Consider the following 15061-nt stretch of genomic DNA (forward strand, 5'->3'; position numbering starts at 1 on the left):
CACCGACATCACGATTCACCCGGCAACCTTATCTTGTCGTTACTCGGGGTGACAGTAAATGTCACTCGGGTTGGCGGGCGGCGACCCGATCCGCACCCACCGGAACCCCGTTCGCGCCGGTCACGGACTCGGCGTAGGTGCCGATTCCGTACGCCACGGCCTTCGCATTGATCTCCAGAGCGTCGCGGTCGACGTTCTCCAACGTGTCCTGCGCGGTGTGATAGTTCGGGTCGAACTGGGCATCGGCCTCCCCGCCCCACTTCTGCGCCTGCTCCGCCGTCTTGTTCTCGTCCGCACCGCTGAACACACCACCCGACGGGATGCCCACCTCGATGAACGGCCCGTAGTCCGAGCGGCCGTCGAAGTCGGTTCCGTCGGCATCTTCCGGTGCCAAGGTCTCCTCGAAGACCCGCTCGATGGCGTCGGATCCGTCGGGGCCGGCAGGCTCCCCGGTCTTGTCGGAGTCGTCGCCGTCGTATACGAGGTAACCGGCATTGTTCGACCCGACCATGTCGAAGTTCAGGTAGAGCGCGATCGCGTTCCTGTCCTCGTCCGACAGGGACTCGACGTACTTCGTGGACCCGACGAGGCCCAACTCCTCCGCGCCCCAGAACCCGAAGCGCACGGCGTTGGTGACGTCGGGCGCCCCGCCCATCTGCAACGCCGTCTCGAGAACCGCCGCGGTCCCGGTGCCGTTGTCGTTGATCCCCGGCCCCTCGGGCACCGAATCCAGGTGTGCACCCGCCATGACGACGTCGTCGGTGGACCCCGTCGTCGTCTGCGCGACGATGTTGCGACTCTTCGTGGTCTCGGTTTCCGCCGCGACGGTGATCACCGCAGGGCCGGGGGCCGCGGCCAGAGCCTCGCCGTCCTCGCGGCTCACACCGACCGACGGGATGCGCGCGTCCTCCTTCGACCCCAGGGTGCCGGCGTCGAGCGGGCCGTCCTCGTTGTTCGAGACGACGACGGCGACAGCACCGCGCTCGGCCGCGATCTGCCCCTTCTGCGCGAACGAGCAGACACCGCGCGGAACCAGGACGACCGCGCCGGTGACCGGCAGTCCGTCGTAGTCGGACGCTTCACAGCCCGGCGACTCGTCCGACGGTGCCGCAACGATCGGACCGGTCACCCCACCGGTGGGTGTGGCCGGGGAGTACGTGAACGCATTGACCTCGACGTCCCGGTCGAGCGCACGGAGCGCGACCGAGTCGAGGGTGTAACTGTCGAACTGGAACTCGGGTGTCTCCACGTCGAAGCCTGCATCGCGCAGCGCACCGGCCACGTAGTCGACGCTGGCGTCGTATCCGGAGGTTCCCGCCGCGCGGTTTCCGTCGTTCGCATCCGCGATGTCCGTGAGCTTCTGCAGGTGGCCGACGACGGCGTCGAGCGAGACGGCCTCGGACAGCGACGAACCCGTGACCGGTGCGGCCACGGGTTCGTCGGACGGTTCTGCGGTGTCACTGCTGCACGATGCCAGGGCCAGAACCCCGACGGCGCACATCGCGAGGGACAGGGTCGACCGTTTCGTCCGCATACGTCACCCTAACGGGGAACACCGTCATGCGTCGCGCTTGTTCACCACCACCACTGCCGCGCCGAAGATGACGACGACGAAGGCCGCGAAGTAGGCGAGACTGCCCCACGGACCCCAGTGGTACTCGACCCCGCCGGGCGATCCGAGGAAGTTGTTCGCATTCATGAACGGCAGGAACGGCATGATCTCGCGCCCGACGCTGCCGAAGAGGTTGAACAGCGACTCGATGAGCAGGGGCCAGAGCAGGAGAAGTGCTACCGCGGCTGCCGACTGACGCAGCAGCGCACCGACACCGACGGCCAGCACGACGCACAGGAACGCGTAGATCGGCACACCGTAGATCGCCCGCCACGCCTCACCGCCCTCGAGCACCAGAGCCGACCCCGCATCGGGGCCTGCGAACGCCTTGGCGACGTAGAACGCGCCGAGAGTGAGCACGAAGGACAGCACTGCCCCGAAGACACCGATCAGGAGGGCTTTGACACCCAGTACCGATGCGCGAGAGGGGATTGCCTGGAACGTCGTGCGGATGATGCCGAACCGGTACTCGCTGGTGATCGCCAGCGCGGCCAGGATCATGAGCACCAGGACGCCGAAGCCGCTGACACCCGCGACGGCATCCGGCAGAGTCGGCAGGAAGGGCTCGAACCCGGGGTTCTCACCACTGGTGACGTCGTTCTGGAACGACGAGAAGGACGACTTGGCGGTGATGCCGATGACGGCGCCGATACCCAGTCCGAGCACGACGATGATCACCGTGCACCACCACGGGGACTTGGTCGAGGTGAGTTTGATCCGTTCTGCTGCAAGCACACTCATCGCAGTGCCCCTCCCATCGAGTCGTCGCCGGCACCGGCACCGTGGTACTGCACGTCGTCACCGGTCAATTTCATGAATGCTTCTTCGAGCGATCCGTGCTGCGACGCCAACTCGTGCAGGACGATGTTGTGACGTGCCGCGATCTCGCCGATCGCCTCGGTGGTCGATTCCGACACCACGAGAGCGGGGTGCACCTCGTCGAGGCTGCTGGGTTCCTTCACCGTGAGACCGGCGGATGTCAGCGCACTCCGGAGCGCGTCGAGCTGCGGGCTGCGGACCCGCACCGAGGACTCCGATGCATGGTCGACGAAGTCCTGCACGGACGAGTCGGAAATGAGCTTGCCGCGGCCGATGACGATCAACTGCTCTGCGGTGAGCGCCATCTCGGACAGCAGGTGCGAGGACACCAGGACCGTGCGGCCCTCGGATGCCAGGCGCTGCATGAACTTCCGGATCCAGACGATCCCCTCCGGATCGAGGCCGTTGACCGGCTCGTCGAACATGAGGACCTTCGGATCTCCCAGCAGGGCGCCGGCGAGGCCGAGCCGCTGGGACATACCGAGGGAGAACCCGCCGGCCTTCTGTTTGGCCACCTCGGTCAGCCCGACGAGCCGCAGCACCTCGTCCACGCGGGACGAGGAGATACCGTTCGACGCGGCCATCCACTGCAGGTGCGCCTTGGCGGACCGGTTGGGGTGCACCCACTTCGCATCGAGCAGCGCACCGACGGACCGGAGAGGGTTCTTCAGCTCACGGTAGGGCCGGCCCTCGATGAGCGCGGTTCCCGACGTGGGCTGGTCGAGCCCGAGAATCATCCGCATCGTGGTGGACTTGCCGGCGCCGTTCGGCCCGAGGAAGCCTGTCACGATGCCGGGGCGGACCGTGAACGACAGATCGTCCACGGCTTTCTTGGCACCGAACTGTTTGGTCAAGCCTGTCACTTCGATCATGTGCACCACGATGCCCGTGCACACTGCCGTCGCACATCAGCCCCGGGTCTCGACCCGGGTCATCCGAAGGGATGACGTACACCCCGACCCGTCCCCTGGCGGTCCCCCGAGGTCAGTCCACGTCGGGGGAGGACGCCTGCGCCCAGAACCGCTTCGGGATGCGCCCGGCGAGCCGAGCCTGCCGTCCACCGGCGACGGCGTTCGCCATGGCGCAGGCCATCATTCGCGGATCCCGTGCCCGGGTGACGGCCGTGGCGAGCAGGACCGCGTCGCACCCCAACTCCATGGCCAGCGCAGCATCGCTCGCGGTGCCGATCCCCGCGTCGAGCACCACCGGAACGCCCGCGGCGGAGGTGATCATCTCGATGTTGTGCGGGTTGGCGATACCCAGACCCGTACCGATCGGTGAACCCAGCGGCATCACCGCCGCGCACCCCACGTCCTCGAGTCGTCGCGCCAACACCGGGTCGTCGGTCGTGTAGGGCAGCACCACGAAGTCGTCGTCGACCAGTTCCTCGGCTGCCCGCACCAGCTCGATGGCGTCGGGAAGCAGTGTCCGGTCGTCGGCGATGACTTCCAACTTGATCCAGTTCGTGTCCAACGCTTCTCGGGCCAACCGGGCCGTGAGAACCGCCTCGGCGCTGCCGCGACACCCGGCAGTGTTGGGCAGGAGTGCGATGCCGAGCCGGGTCAGCAGGTCCAGCACGCCGGTGCCGCCGCCCGCATCGACGCGGCGCAGGGCGACCGTCGTCAGCTCGGTTCCGGAGGCCACCAACGCTTCTTCGAGGACAGCCAGGTTCGCGGCACCGCCCGTGCCCATGATCAGCCGGGACCCGAAGCAGCGGCCGGCGATCTCGAGGGCATCCGACGCCTGGTGTTCAGCCACCCTGCACCGCCGTGAGCACGTCCACGGTCCATCCACGTCCGACTTCCTCACCCCACCGGGCGCGCGGGAACACCATGCCGTCGACGGCGACGGCGATTCCCTTGTCGGGGAGACCGAGGCTCGACAGCATGGTGTGCACCGTCGTTCCCGGATCCAGAACGTGCTCGGCACCGTTGACGGTGACTCCGACAGGAATCATGACTGTGCTCCTACTGTCATCGAGAATCGTTGAGGGAGAGCGCATCGCGCCGCGGCGAGAGGTGCGCCGTTCAGCTCCGCGACCACCGCGTCGGCCGTGACGGGCGCGAGGAGGACACCGTTGCGGCCGTGTCCGGCAGCGACGACGACACGGTCGTCGACGGAGCCGATGATCGGGATGTTGTCCGGGCTGCCGGGTCGCAGTCCCGCCGCGGCTTCCGCCAGTTCGTAGTCGCCGATGGCGGGGAACACCGCCTCCGCGTCGGCGAGCAGGTCGCGCACGCCGCCGACCGTGACCGCGGTGTCGTTGCCGTGCTCGTACTGGGTGGCCCCGACGACCAGACCGTCTCCGCGGGGAACGAGGTAGACGGCGCGTCCGTTGACGCTCGCACGGATCGTCCGGGTGGGCGCAGCGGCCGACCCACGGCGAGCGCGGAGCCGCAGGATCTCGCCCTTCACCGGGCGCACGGGAAGTCCCGGCACGAGCGACGCGGCGGCCCATCCGGCAGCCACGACGATCCGCTCGGTCGTCACGGCCCCGAGATCGGTGACGGGTTCTCGCGACACCCGGACGCCCGCGGCCAGAATCTCGGCTTCCAGAAAGGACACCACCGCACGATTGTCGACGGCCATCTCGGCGGGAGCCGACACCCCGGCCCGCACCCGAGGCGACACGGCCGGTTCCAACGCGCGGACGTCACTGCGGGAGAGCATCGTCATGTCGTGCCCCTGCGCGCGCACCCAGTCTGCGGCGGTACGCAGGTCGGCGGCGTCGGCCGCGTCGAAGGCGACGGTCACCGAACCGGAGGACGTGATTACGCCCGGACCCACATCGATGTCGTGCCACCTGCGCAACGACTCCGCTCCCAGCGCGAGGAGATCGTGCTCACCGGGCCACCCCTCGGACAGGGGCGCGAGCATGCCGCCGGCGACCCAGCTCGCCGCTCCGTCGCCGATAGTGCGGGCGCCGAACACCGGGTCGTGCAGGGTGACCGACCATCGCGCCGCGGCGGCGGCCCGGGCGATGAACAGCCCGATCACTCCTCCGCCCACGACGGTCACGGATCGCTCCACGGAAACTCACTTCCTCCGCCGGCATGACCCGGGTCAGGTATTTACGGTCTGGGCCTGCGGCCCACTCTCAGCCCCCAGCGGGACTCCCGTGTTCGTTCGTCGTCCACTCTATCCGGTGAGCGTGTCGTCCCGGATCGGCCCACGTACTAGGTTCGTGCTCGTGACCACCTTGGGAATGACTGCCCGCGAGCGGCTCGCGACCGCCCGCCTGTACCTCTGCACCGATGCGCGCCGGGACACCGGCGATCTGGCGAAGTTCGTCGATGCCGCACTGTCCGGTGGGGTCGACATCGTCCAGCTGCGAGACAAGGGATCCGCGGGCGAGAAGAAGTTCGGGGCCCTCGAGGCCAAGGAGGAGCTCGCCGCCCTCGCCGTCATCTCCGCTGCCTGCCGACGGCACGGCGCGCTGATGGCCGTGAACGACCGCGCCGATATCGCGCTGGCGTCGGGCGCGGACGTGCTGCACCTCGGCCAGAACGATCTGCCCGTCCACTACGCACGGCGCATCGTCGGCCCGGACGTCGTGATCGGCCGGTCCACGCAGAACCGGTCGCAGGCCACTCTCGCCGACATCGAGGACGGCGTCGACTACTTCGCGACGGGCCCGGTCTGGGCCACTCCGACCAAGCCCGGTCGCTCCGCGGCGGGCGTAGACGTCGTGCGTGAGGTCGCCGACTCGCATCCGACTCGCCCGTGGTTCGTGATCGGCGGGGTGGAGATGTCGACGGTGCAGCACGCACTCGACGCGGGAGCCACCCGCATCGCCGTGGTCCGCGCGATCACGCAGGCACGTGATCCCGAAGCGGCCGCGAGGGCACTGCTCGATCTCCTGCCCTGAGCGTCCGTCAGAGCGACTCGGGGGCGAGGACCGTCACGTCGGCGGAGACGGCCCCGCGGACCGCGTCGTCGGCGGTGACGACGACGGTGTGCAGCTCCGTCGGGTGCTGCGCCGCGGCGACGGCCGATTCCACATCGTCCGCGGCGACGACGTCGACGACCCAGCCGAAGCGTCCGACGTCGAGGCGCACGGTTCTCGCGCCCAGGTCGAGCGAAACGTCCGGAGCCAGCACGGCACGCACGGCGACGGTGCGCAGCGACGGCCAGCTGACCGCGAACGCGGGATGCAGCGGCAGGCTGTCGACGTCCTTCTCGGCCACCCAGCGCAGTTCGGTGCTCTCCCCGTTGGGCACGGTGTCCAGTTCGTGGTCCGTATCGGCGACGACGGTGGTGTACGACCACCCGGAGTCCTCGACGGCGGTGACATGTTCTGCGCGGACGGTCAGCAGGTCGTCGGTGATGCCGGCTTCTTCGCCCGCCTCGCGCACGGCGGCGTGCTCGGCACTCTCGTGAGAATCCCGCGCACCCCCGGGTAACGCCCACGTTCCGCCCTGATGGCTCCATGCCGCGCGGTGTTGCAGCAGCACCGACGACTCTCCGGATCCGGTCGGCGCGCGCAGCAGCAGACCTGCCGCACCGTGCCGACCCCAGTGCCGGCTCCCGTCGCTGCTGAAGACCCAGCCGTCGCCGTCACCACGCATGGTTCACCGTCCGCATCGCTCCACCCTATTCGTCTTCTCGTTTCTGCCCGCTCCTGCCGTGAATGCCGAGCGCAGGTAGGCATGTGTTCGAGCGCGGGTGGGCCTATGCTCGAATCCGGACACGGTTCCTCCTGTGAGGTAGGGCCCGGCGCTCGTGGGGAAGGGGTTCTGGTGTCGCAGCAGTCGAGTGCGCTGACTCTTCGCGCGCCTGTCGACACCCGCTCCGAGCGATCGGAATTCCTCCGGTCCACACCCGTCCGCCTTCTCACCGTCGGCCTTCTCGTCGTGGTGACGCTAGTGACGACGGCGCTGGTCACCACGCTGTCCGTCTCCGATCGCCAGCGCACTCTCGAACTCCTCCTCGCCCGCACCGAACCTCTGTCCGATGCTGCCCAGAATCTCTACGTCCAGCTCTCCGTCGCCGACGCGACCGCGGCGACGGCCTTCCTGTCCGGGGGACTCGAGCCGGGCGACGTCCGCGGCCGCTACACCGAATCGCTCGGCGCGGCCGCGGGAGAGGTGGTCCGCGCATCGACGGGACTCGCGAGCGACGACGCCACGTCGAGGATGCTTCTCGCGACCATCTCCACGAACCTCCCGCTCTACGCGGGCCTGATCGAAACCGCGCGGACGAACAACCGCGTCGGCAACCCGGTGGGGTCGGCCTACCTCGCCGAGGCGTCGACCCTCATGCAGCGGACGGTGCTTCCCTGGGCCGAGCAACTGCACGCGGAGAAGTCGGGGGACGTGTCCGACGCCCAGCGTCAGTTCGCCACCCCTCCGTGGTCGGCATTCCTGATGTTGGCCGTCTCGGTCGGAGTCCTGATCGCCGCGCAGGTCTTCCTGAGCCGGCGCACCCGACGCACCGTCAACGTCGGTTTCGCAGGCGCGACCGTGGGCGTGGTGGCGCTGCTCGGCTGGATGCTGGTCGCGGGTCTGATCTCCTCCACCGCGACCGATCGCGCGTTGGTCCGCGGCGCCGAGCCCCTCGACCTGCTCACCACCAGCCGGATCCTGGCCCAGCAGGCTCGCGCCGACGAGACCATCGGCATGACACGGCGCGGCGGCAGCGTCGACTACGAACAGCAGTACGCGGATTCCGTCGCCGGCCTCGCGAACACGCTCGACATGCTTGCGCACGACGACGACACACACAGTGTGCGACTCGACGATGCTCGCGCACTGGTGTCCCTGTGGTCGACGTCCCACGACCGGATGAACGCTGCGCTGGATGTGGGTGACTTCGACACCGCCGTCGACATCGCGACCGGCAGCGCCGCCGGGGATTCCACCGACGTGTTCGGTCGACTGGATTCCAGCATCGTCGGTGAGATCGATTCCGCTCGGCTGTCGTTGCGGGACGACGTGCAGCGCGGCGCGAGCGTGCTGTCCGGCCTGACCGTGGGTACCGGCATCATCTGCGGGCTGGCCGTCGCCGCCGTGGCGGGTGGCATGTGGTCACGCGTGCGGGAGTACCTGTGATGCGCCGGGCCGCCCTGGCGGCTCTCGCACTGGTGGCGCTGACCGGGTGTTCTTATGCGACACCGGTTCCCGAGGCCCCGGACCGCGCGACGGTCGCTCGACCTCTTCCCGACGGCGCCGCCGCCGGCGTCACCACCGGCGCACCCGTCCCACCGGCCGCCGAGTGCGGGGACCCCCGGGCGAGTCTTCGCCCGAACTACGCCGCGCCCGACGGAGCTCCGGTTCCGGCACCCAACGTCGACGCCATCCGTGCGAGGGGCCGACTGATCGTCGGATTGGACACCGGGAGCAACCTGTTCAGCTTCCGTGATCCGGTCAGCGGTGAGATCACGGGTTTCGACGTGGACATCGCCCGAGAGGTCGCCCGCGATCTCGTCGGCGACCCCGAGAAGCTCGAGTACCGGATCCTGTCGTCCGCGGAGCGGTTGGATGCGCTGGCGAACGGCGACGTCGACATCGTCGTCAAGACCATGACGATCACGTGCGCCCGACGCGAGCGGGTGACGTTCTCCACCGTCTACTACCAAGCGGATCAACGGGTGCTGGCCGTCAAGGGGTCCGGGATCCGCGGTGTCGACGACCTCGGTGGTCGACGAGTATGCGCGGCGGCGGGCACGACGTCCCTGCTGCGCATCCAGCGCCTGCAGCCGAGCGCACAGATCACCACCGTCCCCAGTTGGGCGGACTGCCTGGTGATCCTGCAGCAGGGTGGTGTCGACGCCGTCAGCACGGACGACGCGATCCTGGCGGGTCTGGCGACACAGGACCCGTATCTGGAGATCGTCGGATCGTCCATCGCTGCAGAGCCTTACGGCATCGGCATCACCCTCGGACACGACGATCTGGTGCAGCTGGTGAACAGGACACTCGAGCGCCTGCGGAACGACGGCACCTGGAACGCCATCTATGCCCGGTGGCTGTCCGTTCTGGGGCCCTCACCCGGTGCCCCCTACCCGGTCTACGGACGCTGATCATGAGTACGGAACCCGACTTGGACGCCACGCGTGCATCGCTGCGCGAGGACACCGACGCCACGCGTGCGTCGCTGCGTGAGGACACCGACGCCACGCGTGCGTCGCTGCGCCCGGAGACGACGACTCGCTCGTCACGCCCGAGTCGTCGGGTGCGGACCGGTTCCCGGCGGCGTCTCGGCGGCGGACTGGTGGAGCTCCCTCGCATTCCCGAGGTCGATCCCGCGACCGCGGTCATGTCGGATCCCCGTGTCCCCGAGAGCAAGCGGTTCTGCTGGAAGTGCAACGCCCCGGTAGGACGGAGCGTCGACGGACGCCCGGCCGACCCGGCGGGCGACTGCCCCCGCTGCGGAACCCACTTCGATTTCTCGCCGCTGCTCGAGCCCGGAGAGATGGTGGCCGGCCAGTACGAGGTGCAGGGCTGCATCGCGCACGGTGGGCTGGGCTGGATATACCTGGCGATCGACCGCAACGTCAGTGACCGCTGGGTCGTGCTGAAAGGGTTGCTGCACTTCGGCAATGCCGAGGCTCATGCCGTGGCGATGGCCGAGCGGCAGTTCCTCGCGGAAGTGACGCACCCCGGCATCGTCAAGATCTACAACTTCGTCGAGCAACCACGCAAGGGCGCCGCCGAGTCCGCGGGGTCGACCGGATACATCGTCATGGAGTACGTCGGCGGGCGCACGCTGCGCCAGATCATGACCGACAATCCTGCGCGCACCAAGCTGCCCGTGCAGGAGGCCATCGCCTACCTGCTCGAGGTCATGCCCGCCATGGCGTACCTGCATTCGATCGGGTTGGCGTACAACGACCTCAAGCCCGAGAACGTGATGGTGACCCAGGATCAGATCAAGCTGATCGACCTGGGTGCGGTGAGCGCGCTGGAGGACTACGGGTACCTGTACGGCACGGCGGGATACCAAGCGCCCGAGATCGTCCGGACAGGACCGACCGTCGCCTCCGACATCTTCACCGTCGGTCGGACGTTGGCCGTGCTGACCCTCGATGTCCCCTCCGAGCACGGCCGCTACGTCGACGGCCTTCCCGAGGATTCGCCGGTACTGGCGGAATACGAGTTCTACTCCCGCCTGCTGCGACGGGCGACGTCCGCCGACCCGACTGCACGGTTCCGCAGTGCCGACGAAACCGCCAGCCAGCTCAGTGGTGTTCTGCGCGATGCACTCTCGCAGCAGACCGGCAATGCACACCCGTCGCTGTCGACGGTGTTCAGTCCGCAGCGCACGACGTTCGGAACCGACGAGCAGGTGGCGGTCACGGATGTCTACATCGACGGCCGGCACCGTGTCGCACGGCTCAACCCTCGCGACGTCGTCGCGGCGCTGCCCGTGCCGCTCCTGGACACGTCCGACCCCAGTGCGCACCTCATCGCCGCCGCCGTGCACAGCGAACCGCACCAGACTCTCGACTCGCTCCGACTCGCACGGGAGAACGGACTCGACCGTGTCGTGGGCGAGGACACGATGGGATCCGTCGAGGCCGTCCTGACCGAGACCCGCGCGTATCTCGACCTGGGAGAGGGCGATTCGGCGTCCGAGGTGCTCCGCAGACTGGATGACGTGACGGGCAACTGGCGCGTCGACTGGCATCGCGGCACCACCGCTCTGCTGTGCCGGAACTTCGTCGACGCCGCGGAGCGTTTCGACTCGGTGCTCTCCGCGATGCCCGGGGAGATCGGCCCGAAGCTGGCGCTCGCCGCCACCGCGGAACTCCTCGCGCAACAGACGTCCGACGATGACCACACCACCTGGTGCGCACTCGCCGAGACCATGTACACCACGGTCTGGCGTACCGATCGGAGCATCGTGAGCGCGGCATTCGGCCTCGCCCGGCGCCTGACCGAGCGCGGCGCTCTGCTCGACGCGATCTTGACGCTCGATCTGGTTCCCCCCACGTCGCGGCACTTCTCGATGGCCAGGATGACCAGCGTGCTGACGTTGCTGTCCGGGCCCGCAGCCGAGACCGACGAGGGCGCACTCTACGAGGCCGCCCGGCGCGTCGAGGCGCTTCCTGCCCGCGAACCCCGTGCGCTGCAACTGCGTACGGTCGTGCTGGGCACCGCGCTGGAGTGGATGGAGGCGGGGCACACGCCGGAGTCGTCCGCGCCGATACTCGGACTCCCGTTCACGCGGGACGGTCTGCGGACCGGAGCGGAAGCAGCCCTGAGATCGCTCGCCCGCACGGCGCGCACCCGGTCGCACCGCTTCGCGCTGGTCGATCTGGCGAATGCGGTGCGGCCCAAGTCGCTGTTCTGACCTACCCCACCGGGCCTATCCCACCAGGGCTACAGCCGCGCGTGCGATGGCGAGTTCCTCGTTCGTCGGGACGACCAACACGGTGATCGGCGAATCGTCCGTCGAGATCGTTCGGATACCCTTGCCGCGCTCGGCATTGCGCGCCTCATCGAGCTCGATCCCGTACATCTCGAGGTCCGCGAGCGCCGCCGCACGCACCTCCGCGGAGTTCTCCCCCACCCCGGCGGTGAAGGTGATGACGTCCACGTGCCCCAGTTCTATCATGTAGGCACCGATGTACTTGCGCAGCCGGTGGATATACACGTCGAAGGCGAGGGCGGCCGCGGTGTCCCCACCGTCGATCGCCTGTCGCAGTTCACGAAAATCGGTCACTCCGCTCAATCCCTTGATGCCCGAACGGCGGTTCAGCAGTTCGTCGATGGCGTCGACATCCATGTCCGCGCTGCGCCGCAGATGCATGACGATGCCCGGATCGATGTCCCCGCTGCGCGTCCCCATCACCAGGCCCTCGAGCGGGGTCAGCCCCATCGAGGTGTCCACCGCAACGCCGTCGCTGACAGCGGACGCGGACGCACCGTTCCCCAGATGCAGCACGATCTGGTTCACCTCGTTGCCGACATGATCGGTGACCGCCGAGCTGACGTACTGGTGGGACGTTCCGTGCATGCCGTACCGCTTGATGTCGTGCGCCGCAGCGACATCCGCATCGATCGCATACGTCGACGCTGCCGCGGGCAGCGCGTGGAAGAAGGCGGTGTCGAACACGGCGACCTGCGGCAGGTCGGGAAGTTCCCGGCGCGCAACCTCGATACCGCGGAGATTCGCCGGATTGTGCAGGGGCGCCAGCGAACTCAACTCGTCGATGGTGGAGACCACGTCGTCGTCGATGAGGACCGGTTCGCTGAACACCGTCCCGCCGTGCACCACCCGGTGGCCGACGGCGGTGATTCCCGCGTCCGTCAACGACAAGCCGGCGTCGGCCATCATCTCGAACGCCAGCCGCAGCCCCGTCTCGTGGTCGGGAATGTCCGTCGTCTTCTCCGTGGTGTCGTCCCCCCGAGTCACCGCGACACGGCCGTCGGAATCACCGATGCGCTCGACGATGCCGTGCAGCGCGCTCTCGCCGGAGTCGGGATCGACCACCTGGAACTTCACCGACGACGATCCCGAATTGATGACCAGAACGCTCATGAGGACATCCCCTGTGCCTGAATGGCGGTGATGGCAACAGTATTGACGATGTCCTGCACCAGAGCCCCTCTCGACAGGTCGTTGACCGGCTTGCGCAACCCCTGCAGAACCGGACCGACCGCGACAGCGTTCGCGGAACGCTGCACTGCCTTGTACGTGTTGTTGCCGGTATTGAGATCCGGGAAGACGAAGACGGTCGCCCGCCCCGCGACATCGGAGTCGGGAAGCTTGGACTTCGCCACCGACGGGTCGATGGCCGCGTCGTACTGGATGGGGCCCTCCACCAGAAGATCCGGCGCGCGGTTGCGAACCAGGTCGGTGGCCTCGCGCACCTTGTCCACGTCGGCGCCGGATCCCGAATCGCCGGTGGAGTAGCTCAGCATGGCGACACGGGGTTCGATGCCGAACATCGAGGCCGTCGTCGCCGACGACACCGCGATGTCGGCCAGCTGCTCCGCGGTGGGATCGGGGACGACGGCGCAGTCGCCGTACGCGAGCACCTTGTCGGCGAGGCACATCAGGAAGATCGACGAGACCGTCTTCACGCCGTCCATCGTCTTGATGATCTCGAACGACGGCTTGATGGTGTGCGCCGTGGTGTGGGCGGCGCCGGACACCATGCCGTCGGCAATACCTTTGTGCACCATCATGGTTCCGAAGTAGGAGATATCGGCCATGATCTCGCGGGCCTTCTCCTCCGTCATTCCCTTGTGCTTACGGAGCTCGGTGTACTCGGCGACGAAATCGTCGGTGTACTCGGAGTCGGTCGGGTCGAGCACGGTGGCGGCGGACAGGTCGACGCCCAACTCGCTCGCGCGGCGAGTGATGGCGGCCTCGTCGCCGAGGATCGTCAGGTCGGCCACCTGCCGCTGCAGGAGTCGAGCCGCGGCGCGCAGGATGCGGTCGTCGGAACCCTCCGGGAGCACGATGTGCTTGCGGTCGGCGCGGGCCCGGTCGATGAGTCGGTACTCGAACATCTGCGGCGTGACCACCGACGGCATCGACACCCGCAGGCGCTTCAGGATTTCCGACGCGTCGACATGCTGCTCCATGATTCCCAGAGCGGTATCCACCTTGCGCTGCGACCCGACGGCCACCCGGCCGCGTGTCGACGCGGCGACGCTGGCCGTGTCGAAGGTGCCGAGGTCGGTGGTCAGGATGGGAAGACGCGGCTGCAGTCCCTCGATGAGCTTCGCGATCATCGGGTGCGGGGTCAGCCCTCCGTTCATGACGATGCCGGCGAGCGACGGGAAGCCCTCGGCCTCGTGAGCGTTGACCAGGGCCAGCAGGACGTCGGACCGGTCCGCGGGGGCGATGACGACGACGCCCTCGGTGAGGCGCTCGAGAATATGCTCGGCCGTCATGCCGCCGACCATCACCCGCAGGGCCTCTCGCTGCATCAGCTCGGGGTCGCCACTGAACAGCGACGCATCCATGGCGTCGTGCAACTCACCCATCGTCGGGGCGACCAGCAGCGGAACCTCGGGGAGCGCCCAGGCCGGGACGTCGTCGGTTGCGAGGTGCTCGATGATCTCGTTCAGGGAGTCGGGGTCGCAGCGGTTGGCGACGATCGCCGCCAGATGTGCTCGGTGCGTCGACAATTCGGACCGGCAGACGTCGGCCAGATGGGCGATCTCGTCCGGTGTCCGGCCGGACCCGCGCAGGGCCAGCAACACGGGGGCGCCCAGGTTGACGGCGATGCGCGCGTTGAAGCCCAGCTCGCTGGGGCTCGCGATGTCGGTGTAGTCACTGCCCACGATGACCACGGCGTCACAGTTCGACGCCATCTCGTGGTAGCGACGCACGATCTCGGCGAGTGCTGCGTCGGGGTCGGTATGGACCTCGTCGTAGGTGACGCCGAGGGACTGTTCGTAGGTGGTGTCCGACGTCGTGTGATCGATCATCAGCTCGAGGATGTAGTCCGTCTCGGACGACGACCGGGCGATGGGACGGAAGACACCGACGCGGGCGGTCGAGGCACCGAGCATCTGCAGCAGGCCGAGGGCGATGGTCGATTTGCCGGTATCGCCCTCCGGAGACGCGATGTAGATGCTGGAGAGATCGTTCGAGCTGGGCGGTTCTGCGGGCGCGGCGACCATGACGTCAGCCTAGACGGGACACCACGCCTGTGATCCGAAGCACTGA

The 15061-nt window shown here is 68.1% G+C and carries 13 protein-coding genes and 1 riboswitch; of the genes, 4 read left to right on the plus strand and 9 right to left on the minus strand.

Translation table 11 applies throughout. The features are described from left to right. Window positions 1–61 precede the first annotated feature (61 nt). From AC0IX4_RS07315 to thiO, 6 genes are all read right to left on the minus strand, one after another. On the minus strand, window positions 62–1534 hold the full coding sequence (locus AC0IX4_RS07315) for a M28 family peptidase (RefSeq protein ID WP_471828537.1): 1473 nt from the start codon (window positions 1532–1534) through the stop codon (window positions 62–64). A 24-nt stretch (window positions 1535–1558) separates the two neighbouring features. Further along, window positions 1559–2353: an ABC transporter permease gene (locus tag AC0IX4_RS07320; protein WP_042576112.1), complete on the minus strand. Its 795-nt coding sequence runs from the start codon at window positions 2351–2353 to the stop codon at window positions 1559–1561. After that, on the minus strand, window positions 2350–3303 hold the full coding sequence (locus AC0IX4_RS07325; protein WP_042576335.1) for an ABC transporter ATP-binding protein: 954 nt from the start codon (window positions 3301–3303) through the stop codon (window positions 2350–2352). Before AC0IX4_RS07325 ends, AC0IX4_RS07320 begins: the two co-directional genes overlap by 4 nt. Window positions 3304–3415: 112 nt before the next feature. After that, the gene (gene thiG, locus AC0IX4_RS07330; protein ID WP_471828538.1) at window positions 3416–4189 is read right to left on the minus strand and encodes a thiazole synthase; all 774 of its coding nucleotides are present in this window, start codon (window positions 4187–4189) and stop codon (window positions 3416–3418) included. Next, on the minus strand, window positions 4182–4388 hold the full coding sequence (gene thiS / locus AC0IX4_RS07335) for a sulfur carrier protein ThiS (protein WP_471828539.1): 207 nt from the start codon (window positions 4386–4388) through the stop codon (window positions 4182–4184). Before thiS ends, thiG begins: the two co-directional genes overlap by 8 nt. Continuing rightward, the gene (gene thiO, locus AC0IX4_RS07340; RefSeq protein WP_471828540.1) at window positions 4385–5461 is read right to left on the minus strand and encodes a glycine oxidase ThiO; all 1077 of its coding nucleotides are present in this window, start codon (window positions 5459–5461) and stop codon (window positions 4385–4387) included. The genes thiS and thiO overlap by 4 nt, the downstream gene beginning before the upstream one ends. Then, window positions 5455–5561, minus strand: a riboswitch (TPP riboswitch). Its footprint overlaps the gene before it by 7 nt. 75 nt (window positions 5562–5636) lie before the next feature. Between thiO and thiE the strand changes: the two genes are divergently transcribed. Next, window positions 5637–6299, plus strand: coding sequence for a thiamine phosphate synthase (thiE, locus tag AC0IX4_RS07345; RefSeq protein ID WP_042576336.1), 663 nt, complete (start codon window positions 5637–5639; stop codon window positions 6297–6299). 7 nt (window positions 6300–6306) lie between these two features. Here the strand turns inward: thiE and AC0IX4_RS07350 are convergent, their stop codons facing one another. Further along, entirely contained in the window at window positions 6307–6999 is a 693-nt protein-coding gene (locus tag AC0IX4_RS07350) for an NUDIX hydrolase (protein WP_471828541.1), read from the minus strand. A 171-nt stretch (window positions 7000–7170) separates the two neighbouring features. Between AC0IX4_RS07350 and AC0IX4_RS07355 the strand changes: the two genes are divergently transcribed. The 3 genes from AC0IX4_RS07355 to AC0IX4_RS07365 are packed head-to-tail and all read left to right on the plus strand — an operon-like array spanning window position 7171 to window position 11725. After that, window positions 7171–8481: a hypothetical protein gene (locus tag AC0IX4_RS07355; protein ID WP_200933470.1), complete on the plus strand. Its 1311-nt coding sequence runs from the start codon at window positions 7171–7173 to the stop codon at window positions 8479–8481. Then, a complete protein-coding gene (locus tag AC0IX4_RS07360) occupies window positions 8481–9452 on the plus strand; it encodes a glutamate ABC transporter substrate-binding protein (RefSeq protein WP_471828807.1) in 972 nt (323 codons plus the stop codon). Before AC0IX4_RS07355 ends, AC0IX4_RS07360 begins: the two co-directional genes overlap by 1 nt. 2 nt (window positions 9453–9454) lie before the next feature. Then, complete coding sequence (locus AC0IX4_RS07365) at window positions 9455–11725, plus strand: serine/threonine-protein kinase (RefSeq protein WP_471828542.1); 2271 nt, start codon at window positions 9455–9457, stop codon at window positions 11723–11725. A gap of 15 nt (window positions 11726–11740) precedes the next feature. Here the strand turns inward: AC0IX4_RS07365 and AC0IX4_RS07370 are convergent, their stop codons facing one another. Beyond that, window positions 11741–12916, minus strand: coding sequence for an acetate kinase (locus AC0IX4_RS07370; RefSeq protein ID WP_471828544.1), 1176 nt, complete (start codon window positions 12914–12916; stop codon window positions 11741–11743). Beyond that, on the minus strand, window positions 12913–15015 hold the full coding sequence (pta, locus tag AC0IX4_RS07375) for a phosphate acetyltransferase (protein WP_471828546.1): 2103 nt from the start codon (window positions 15013–15015) through the stop codon (window positions 12913–12915). The genes AC0IX4_RS07370 and pta overlap by 4 nt, the downstream gene beginning before the upstream one ends. Between the last annotated feature and the right edge of the window lie 46 nt (window positions 15016–15061).

The sequence above is a fragment of the Rhodococcus sp. AC861 genome (genome assembly GCF_979256035.1).

Excerpts from the sequence above, each read along its gene's own strand:
- AC0IX4_RS07315 (WP_471828537.1), bottom strand. The coding sequence starts at position 1,534 with ATGCGGACGAAACGGTCGACCCTGTCCCTCGCGATGTGCGCCGTCGGG.
- AC0IX4_RS07320 (WP_042576112.1), bottom strand. The coding sequence starts at position 2,353 with ATGAGTGTGCTTGCAGCAGAACGGATCAAACTCACCTCGACCAAGTCC.
- AC0IX4_RS07325 (WP_042576335.1), bottom strand. The coding sequence starts at position 3,303 with ATGATCGAAGTGACAGGCTTGACCAAACAGTTCGGTGCCAAGAAAGCC.
- thiS (WP_471828539.1), bottom strand. The coding sequence starts at position 4,388 with ATGATTCCTGTCGGAGTCACCGTCAACGGTGCCGAGCACGTTCTGGAT.
- thiE (WP_042576336.1), top strand. The coding sequence starts at position 5,637 with ATGACTGCCCGCGAGCGGCTCGCGACCGCCCGCCTGTACCTCTGCACC.
- AC0IX4_RS07350 (WP_471828541.1), bottom strand. The coding sequence starts at position 6,999 with ATGCGTGGTGACGGCGACGGCTGGGTCTTCAGCAGCGACGGGAGCCGG.
- AC0IX4_RS07360 (WP_471828807.1), top strand. The coding sequence starts at position 8,481 with ATGCGCCGGGCCGCCCTGGCGGCTCTCGCACTGGTGGCGCTGACCGGG.
- AC0IX4_RS07365 (WP_471828542.1), top strand. The coding sequence starts at position 9,455 with ATGAGTACGGAACCCGACTTGGACGCCACGCGTGCATCGCTGCGCGAG.
- AC0IX4_RS07370 (WP_471828544.1), bottom strand. The coding sequence starts at position 12,916 with ATGAGCGTTCTGGTCATCAATTCGGGATCGTCGTCGGTGAAGTTCCAG.
- pta (WP_471828546.1), bottom strand. The coding sequence starts at position 15,015 with ATGGTCGCCGCGCCCGCAGAACCGCCCAGCTCGAACGATCTCTCCAGC.